This window comes from Streptomyces sp. NPDC006265, from assembly GCF_040613555.1.
Lineage (GTDB): Bacteria > Actinomycetota > Actinomycetes > Streptomycetales > Streptomycetaceae > Streptomyces.
This window is the reverse complement of record NZ_JBEXSH010000493.1, coordinates 1-6,742: the sequence shown is the minus strand read 5'-3', so window position 1 is coordinate 6,742 and position 6,742 is coordinate 1. Positions and strand designations below refer to the sequence as shown.

7 protein-coding genes are annotated in these 6,742 nt (G+C 73.2%); 3 read left to right on the top strand and 4 right to left on the bottom strand.

The window, feature by feature from the left end; all coding sequences use genetic code 11:
• Window positions 1-374 precede the first annotated feature (374 nt).
• Both ABZ281_RS31505 and ABZ281_RS31500 read left to right on the top strand, forming a co-directional pair.
• On the top strand, window positions 375-944 hold the full coding sequence (locus ABZ281_RS31505) for an XRE family transcriptional regulator (protein ID WP_356661006.1): 570 nt from the start codon (window positions 375-377) through the stop codon (window positions 942-944).
• On the top strand, window positions 941-1,660 hold the full coding sequence (locus ABZ281_RS31500) for a helical backbone metal receptor (RefSeq protein WP_356661004.1): 720 nt from the start codon (window positions 941-943) through the stop codon (window positions 1,658-1,660). Before ABZ281_RS31505 ends, ABZ281_RS31500 begins: the two co-directional genes overlap by 4 nt.
• On the opposite strand, the gene ABZ281_RS31495 is transcribed toward ABZ281_RS31500, so the two are convergent.
• On the bottom strand, window positions 1,572-2,723 hold the full coding sequence (locus ABZ281_RS31495) for a TDT family transporter (protein WP_356661002.1): 1,152 nt from the start codon (window positions 2,721-2,723) through the stop codon (window positions 1,572-1,574). The genes ABZ281_RS31500 and ABZ281_RS31495 overlap by 89 nt on opposite strands.
• A 70-nt stretch (window positions 2,724-2,793) precedes the next feature.
• On the opposite strand from ABZ281_RS31495, the gene ABZ281_RS31490 reads away from it, so the two are divergent.
• Window positions 2,794-3,723: a LysR family transcriptional regulator gene (locus tag ABZ281_RS31490; protein ID WP_356661000.1), complete on the top strand. Its 930-nt coding sequence runs from the start codon at window positions 2,794-2,796 to the stop codon at window positions 3,721-3,723.
• 223 nt (window positions 3,724-3,946) lie between these two features.
• Here ABZ281_RS31490 and ABZ281_RS31485 read toward each other — a convergent pair whose 3' ends face one another.
• From ABZ281_RS31485 to ABZ281_RS31475, 3 genes are all read right to left on the bottom strand, one after another.
• Entirely contained in the window at window positions 3,947-4,621 is a 675-nt protein-coding gene (locus tag ABZ281_RS31485) for a gamma-glutamyl-gamma-aminobutyrate hydrolase family protein (RefSeq protein ID WP_356661008.1), read from the bottom strand.
• Window positions 4,622-4,658: 37 nt separating this feature from the next.
• Window positions 4,659-6,104 (bottom strand): ethanolamine permease, encoded by a 1,446-nt coding sequence (gene eat / locus ABZ281_RS31480; protein WP_356660998.1) that lies wholly within the window; start codon window positions 6,102-6,104, stop codon window positions 4,659-4,661.
• A 187-nt stretch (window positions 6,105-6,291) separates the two neighbouring features.
• Window positions 6,292-6,742 (bottom strand): FCD domain-containing protein (locus ABZ281_RS31475; RefSeq protein ID WP_356660996.1); only part of this gene is annotated, 451 nt, incomplete at its 5' end.

The following is a 6,742-nucleotide window of genomic DNA, read 5'->3' as shown; positions in this document are numbered from 1 at the left end:
CCCACTTCATTGATGCGTGATTCTCGTGAAGAGGCGCCGCCACGGTATGAACCCGGCCAATACGGTGAGTCACCGATCGCCTGCGCGGCGCCGATGGCCCGACATCGCTGCCATCCACGGTGTCACCGTGGGGAGCCCGCGAAAACCTGCCGTGCACAACCGCACCATCGCGAACGGGCGTATTCTGGCGGCCCGCCCACTGCGCCCCTGTCGGACTCTCGCGGCTCTCGGCCCGACGCTCTGGGAGTGCGTGTGACGGGCGCATGAAACGGTTTGCCGAACGTGCGTAGGGTGCAGACAACTCAACAGGAGCAGTGCGCCGGGACACCGCCGCACGGGGAGCGGATCGACGGGCGAAGGAGGGAGCCGGAGCGATGGGCGACCACAAAGAGCAACCCCTTCGGGTGGGCGCGGCCGTGCGCCGGCGGCGCCGCGCGCTGGAGCTCACCCTTGCCGTCGTCGCCGCGCGCAGCGGTCTGTCCGTCCCGTTCCTGAGCCAGATCGAGAACGACAGGGCGCGGCCCAGCACCGGCTCCCTGGAGAAGGTCGCCGACGCCCTGCGCACCACCGCCGTGGAGCTCCTCGCCGCGGCCGACCCGGCGTGCAGCGTGGACGTCGTCCGCGCCGACGGCATCGAGCCCCAGCCTCAGCCCCGGACCCGTTCCCTGGTCCGCGGCCACCATCAGATGCATGCCTCCGAATTCACCGGCGACCATGACGCGGGCCGTGAATTCCAGTACCGCAACGACCAGTTGATGTACGTCGCCGACGGCGCGGTGGAGATCGAGGCGGAGGGCCGCGCCTACCGCCTGGGCCGCGGCGACACGCTGTACCTGACCGGTGGCGTACGGCACCGCTGGCGGGCGACGGAGTCGGACACCCGCGTGGTCGTCGTCGCCGTGGCGGAGCACATCGAGGCGGTCCGGGACCGGCCTCGCCGGTGAGGGTCGTCTCGCTGGTCCCCTCCCTGACCGAGGCCGTGGCCCGCTCCGCGCCCGGAGCCCTCGTCGGGGCCACCGACTGGTGTACGCATCCCCCCGGCCTGGACGTCGTACGCGTCGGCGGCACCAAGAACCCCGAGACCGGCCGGATCCTCTCCCTCGCGCCCGACCTGGTGATCGCCAATGAGGAGGAGAACCGCGCACCCGACCTCGCGGCCCTGCGCGCCGCGGGCGCCGAGGTCCTGGTGACGGAGATCCGGGACGTGCCGCAGGCCTTCCGGGAACTGGCCCGGGTGCTGCACGCCTGCGGGGTGACGGCCCGGCCTCGCTGGCTGGACGAGGCGGAGCAGACCTGGTCGTCCCTGCCGGAGCCCGGGGCCCGGCTCACCGCGGTCGTGCCGATCTGGCGCCGCCCGTGGATGATCCTGGGCCGCGACACCTTCGCCGGCGACGTGCTCGCCCGCCTCGGCGTCGACCCTGTGCACGCGACGCACCCCGACCGCTACCCGCGCGTCCCGCTCGAGGAGCTGCGCGCCTCGGCACCGGACGTGGTGGTCCTGCCGGACGAGCCGTACCGCTTCACCGCGGACGACGGCCCCGAGGCCTTCCCCGGCCTGCCCTGCGCGCTCGTCAGTGGACGGCACCTGACGTGGTACGGGCCGTCACTGGCCGAGGCGCCGCGGGTGCTGGCCGGGGCGCTGCGAGCAGCTCGCCCCTGAGGAGCCCGCGCACGGTGCCCACGACCGCCGTGCCCCACGCCGCGACCAGCACCATGTACAGCAGGACCGCCGGACCCGCGTAGGCGACGAGCCCGGTGTGCCGGGCCAGCGCCTCGGCGCCCGTGACGCAGGTGCCCACCGGGAAGGTGAACGACCACCAGGTAATCGAGAACCGCATCCCGTGCCGCCGTGCGCGTACGACGTGGGCGGTGGCCAGGCAGAACCAGAGCAGCGCGAACCCCATCACGGGCACGCCGTAGAGCACGGCGAGGGCGGCGAAACCCTCGCTGTACGGCGCCGGTACGCTCCCGGGCGCAACGTCCGCGAAGGCGCCGACGGCGGTGGTCGACTGCCCGAGCGGGCCGAGCACCAGGAACAGCGTCGGGGTGAGGGCCAGGGGCAGCGGCCCGCCGGTGAGTGACCGGGCGAAGACCAGCGGCAGCATGACCAGGGTCGCGAGCAGGCTGAGCCCGAACAGTGCGAAGCAGCCGAACAACAGCGTCTCCCGGGCCTGACCGGGCGGCAGATGCGGCACCAGCAGCGGCCCGACGGCGGCCGACACCATCGGCGCGACGAGCGGCAGCAGCCACACGGGCGTGGCCTGCCCCGGCTCCACCCGATGCCGTACGGCCATCAGATACGGCACCACGACCGCCGCGGCGAGCCCGAGCACCGTGCCGGCGGTGAACAGCACCGCGTCGAGCGCCACGGCCGCCCGCAGCCCGATCCAGTCCCGGCCGACGGTGAGGGCACCGCCGCCCACGGCCAGCAGGGCCATGGCGAGGCAGCCGTAGAAGGGCGCCGCCGCCGGGTCGAGGAGGTGGGAGCGGGCGTGGTCGCGGTGCCGGGTCCAGTGCACGGCCCGCGCGCCGAGCAGGGTCACGAGCAGCGCGAGCGAGAGCGCCCAGACAGCCGCGAGCACGCCGCGCAGCCCCGGGACGTGCGGCGCGAGGGCGGCCCCGGCGGTGGCGACGACGGCCGTGCCCATGACGGTGGCGTACCAGTTGGGTCCGAGATGACGGACGGAGAGCGGATACGCCTGGAGCCGGGCTGCGGTGACCATGACTCCACGGTGGGGCCGGGGGAGGCGCACCACCAGGGATCATGCCCCTATGGCGGCATAAGCTGGGTTTATGAGCAACGCGGATGAGCAGGACGGGCCGGCGGTCACCGGCTCCGTGGCGCACCGGGTGCCGGATCTGGGCGCGCTGGAGCTGCTGCTGGCGGTGGCGCGACTCGGCAGTCTCGGTGGCGCGGCGCGGGAGCTCGGTATCACCCAGCCCGCGGCCAGCAGCCGGATCCGGTCGATGGAGCGACAGCTCGGCGTGGCGCTGGTCGACCGGTCGCCCCGCGGATCCCGGCTGACGGACGCCGGGGCGCTCGTGACGGACTGGGCGCGGCGGATCGTGGAGGCGGCGGAGGCGTTCGACGTGGGGGCGCAGGCGCTGCGCGACCGGCGCGACTCCCGGTTGCGGGTCGCCGCGAGCATGACCATCGCCGAGTATCTGCTGCCGGGCTGGCTCCTCGCGCTGCGCGCGCAGCGGCCCGACACGGCGGTGTCTCTGCACGCGGGGAACTCGACGGTGGTGGCGGAGCGGCTGCTGTCGGACGAGGCGGATCTGGGGTTCGTGGAGGGGCTGTCGGTACCGGCCGGTCTCGACTCGGCGGTCATCGCCCACGACCGGCTGATAGTGGTGACCGCGCCGGGGCATGCGTGGGCCCGGCGTCGGCGGTCGCTGTATGCGGAGGAACTGGCGTCGACGCCGTTGATCCTCCGCGAGGAGGGGTCGGGGACGCGGCAGGTGCTGGACGCGGCGCTCGGCGGGCTGGCCAGGCCGCTGATCGAGCTGTCCTCGACGACGGCGGTGAAGGCGGCGGTGGTGAGCGGGGCGGGGCCGGCGGTGCTCAGCGAGCTGGCGGTGGGGGAGGAACTGGCGATGCGGCGGCTGGTGTCGGTACCGGTCGAAGGGGTGGCCCTGGCGCGGGATCTGAGAGCGGTGTGGCCGACGGGCCATCGCCCCACGGGTCCGGCGCGGGACCTGCTGTCGCTGACACGGGGGTAGGTTCTCGCCACCGCCGCCCTTGCCCGTCCCATCCGCAGGGGCGTTGCCTCCTCGACCCCGCCCGGAGGCTCCGCCCCGGCCCTCCGGTCGGCCTCGTCCTCAAGCGCCGGACGGGCTGAATCATGCCTTGGCGGCCCGGAAGGGCGAGTCGGGATTCCTACCGACCGATTCGGTGGTGGGAGGGCATGGGACGAGGGTCCAGGGGGCGGAGCCCCCTGGAGTTTCAGCCCCTTGTCGCCGCCTCCACCAGCGCCCGCATCACCCGCACGTCCTCGCCCATCTCCGGATGCCACTGCACCCCCAGCACCCAGTCGGCGGAGGGCAGTTCCACCGCCTCCACGGTGCCGTCCGCCGCGTACGCCGAGGGGATCAGGCCCTCGCCCAGACGGTCCACGGCCTGGTGGTGGTACGTCGGCACGAACGTCTCCTCCGGCACGACACCGGCGTACAGACTCCCCGGCACCGGCTTGACGGCATGCCCGCCGAAGACGCCCACGACCTCGGCGTGCCCGTCGATGTGCTGCACGAGCGTCCCCCCGAGAGCGACGTTCAGCAACTGCATGCCCCGGCAGATCCCCAGCAGCGGCACACCCGCCGAGAGCGCCGCCTCGATCAGCGCCAGCTCCCACGCGTCCCGCTCCGGCGCCGACGGCCCCGTTCGCGGCTCGCGCTCCGCCCCGTAGCGCACCGGCTCGACATCCGGCCCGCCCGCGATGACCAGCCCGTCCAGCCGGGCCACGGCGTCCGCGGCGTACCGGGTGTCGTCCGGCGGCAGCATCGCGGCCAGGCCGCCGGCCCGCTGAACCAGCCGGGGGTAGCCGACCGGCAGCAGGGCGGCCTCCAGTTCCCACACGCCCCAGCGCGCACCGGACTCCAGGTAGGTGCTGACCCCGATCAACGGCCTGGCCACGACAACTCCCTCACGGTCGAACCACTCAGTCCCTTGCCAACTCTGCCTCGGCCGCCGCCAGCGCCGCGAACTCCTCCTCCGGCGCCTTCGCCACCAGTCGCTTGCGGCTGTACAGGCCGAAGTACCCGAGCGCCACGACGTACACCGCGAGGGCGATCAGCGCCGCCGTCACGTCCACCAGGAAGGTGGCGACCAGCGCCGCGCAGGCCAGCACCAGCGCGACCGAGGACGTCAGGACTCCGCCCGGCGTCCGGTACGGCCGCTCCAGCTCCGGCTCCCTGCGGCGCAGCACGATGTGCGACAGGGACATCAGCGCGTAGGAGATGGTCGCGCCGAAGACGGCGATGTTCAGCATCCGCGCGCCGTTGCCCGAGACCGCCGCCAGCAGGAAGCCGATCGTGCCGGGCACCAGCAGGCCCAGGTACGGCGCCTTGCGACGGCTGGTGAGCGACAGGAAGCGCGGCAGATAGCCCGCGCGGGACAGGGCGAACAGCTGACGCGAGCCCGCGTAGATCAGGGAGAAGAACGACGCCACGAGGCCGGCGAGGCCCGCGTAGTTCACGATCCGGCTCAGGGTGGTCGCCTTGCCGTTCGGCTGGAGCGCCTCGACCAGCGGGTTGCCCGCCTCCTGGATCGCCGCGGAACCGCGTGCCCCCGCCGCCGCGAAGAACGTGACCACCGCCAGCACCGCCAGGATGCCCATCGACCAGCGGATCGCCTTCGGCAGCGTACGGGCCGGGTCCCTGGTCTCCTCGGCCGCCAGCGGCACGCCCTCGACGCCGAGGAAGAACCACATGCCGAACGGGAACGCCGCCCAGATGCCGAGCAGGCCGAACGGCAGCCAGGAGTTCGAGCCCGCGGCGGAGGAGTCGACCGGGATGTCGTCCAGCGACGCGAAGGAGAAGTCGGGCAGCGCCGTCAGGGCGAACACGATCAGGGCGACGACGGCTATGCCGGTGACGACGAAGCTGAAGCGCAGCGCCTCGCCGACGCCCCACAGGTGGATGCCGAGGAAGATCGCGAAGCAGACCAGATACATCGGCCAGCCGGACTCCAGGCCGAACAGGCCCAGCGACTCGACGTAGTCGCCGATGAAGATGACGATGGCGGCGGGCGCGAGGACGTACTCGATCAGGATCGCCGTGCCGGTCAGGAAGCCGCCCCACGGGCCGAGCGCCCGCCGGGCGAAGCCGTAGCCGCCGCCCGCGGTGGGCAGGATCGAGGACAGCTCGGCGAGCGCGAAGACCATGCACGCGTACATGGCGCCCATGAGCACCATGGCGATCGCGAGACCTCCGAAGCCGCCCTCGGCCAGGCCGAAGTTCCAGCCCGAGTAGTCGCCGGAGACGACGTAGGCGACGCCGAGGCCGGTCAGCAGCACCCAGCCGGCGCTGCCGCGGCGCAGGGCTCTGCGTTCCAGATAGTCGTCACCCTCCGGGGCGGCGGGCGTGAGTGTGGGTTCCTGGGACATAAGCAGACTCCCGACGGGGCGGCGGCGGTCACGGGGGCGAGCGGGCTCCGACTCAATGGAATGGAGCCATACCTTTGCGGTGACGAACCGGGGATGGCAAGCCCTGTGCGTTAATCGCCCGTAAATCCTCACCGCGCCGAGACGCGGGGCCCCAGGCGCCGGAACGCCGTGCCGGGGCGCCGCCGGCTCAGCCGAGGAACCCCCGCAGCAGCGCCGCCGTGCCCCCGCAGTGCTCGCGCATGATCTCCCGCGCCTGATCGGCGTCGCCCTCGATCACCGCCTCCACCAGGGCGGTGTGCTGCCGCTGGGAGTGCTCCAGGTTGCGCACCAGTAGCGGGATGCAGTCGAGCAGGTCGTTGACCCGCGCGCGGACGGCCGCGTACTGGGCGGTGAGCGTGGGGGAGCCGGACAGTTCGGCGATCGTGAGGTGCAGCAGCGTGTCCAGGCGGCGGTACTCGGCGAGCGGCGCGTCGTGCGTGCGCGCCAGGGCCTCGCGCAGCCGGTCCGCCTGCTTCTCCTCCAGCCCGTGCGCCGCGCACAGCCCGGCCGCGCCCACCTCCAGCACCTCCCGGAACCGCAGCACGTCCTCGATGTCGACCCGACGTGAAGAGGCGTCTGCCGCACCACCACCAGCACCA

Bases quoted from the DNA above. Each gene is read 5' to 3' on its own strand.
- ABZ281_RS31495 (WP_356661002.1), bottom strand. From the start codon at position 2,723: ATGGTCACCGCAGCCCGGCTCCAGGCGTATCCGCTCTCCGTCCGTCAT.
- eat (WP_356660998.1), bottom strand. From the start codon at position 6,104: ATGTCCCAGGAACCCACACTCACGCCCGCCGCCCCGGAGGGTGACGAC.
- ABZ281_RS31505 (WP_356661006.1), top strand. From the start codon at position 375: ATGGGCGACCACAAAGAGCAACCCCTTCGGGTGGGCGCGGCCGTGCGC.
- ABZ281_RS31490 (WP_356661000.1), top strand. From the start codon at position 2,794: ATGAGCAACGCGGATGAGCAGGACGGGCCGGCGGTCACCGGCTCCGTG.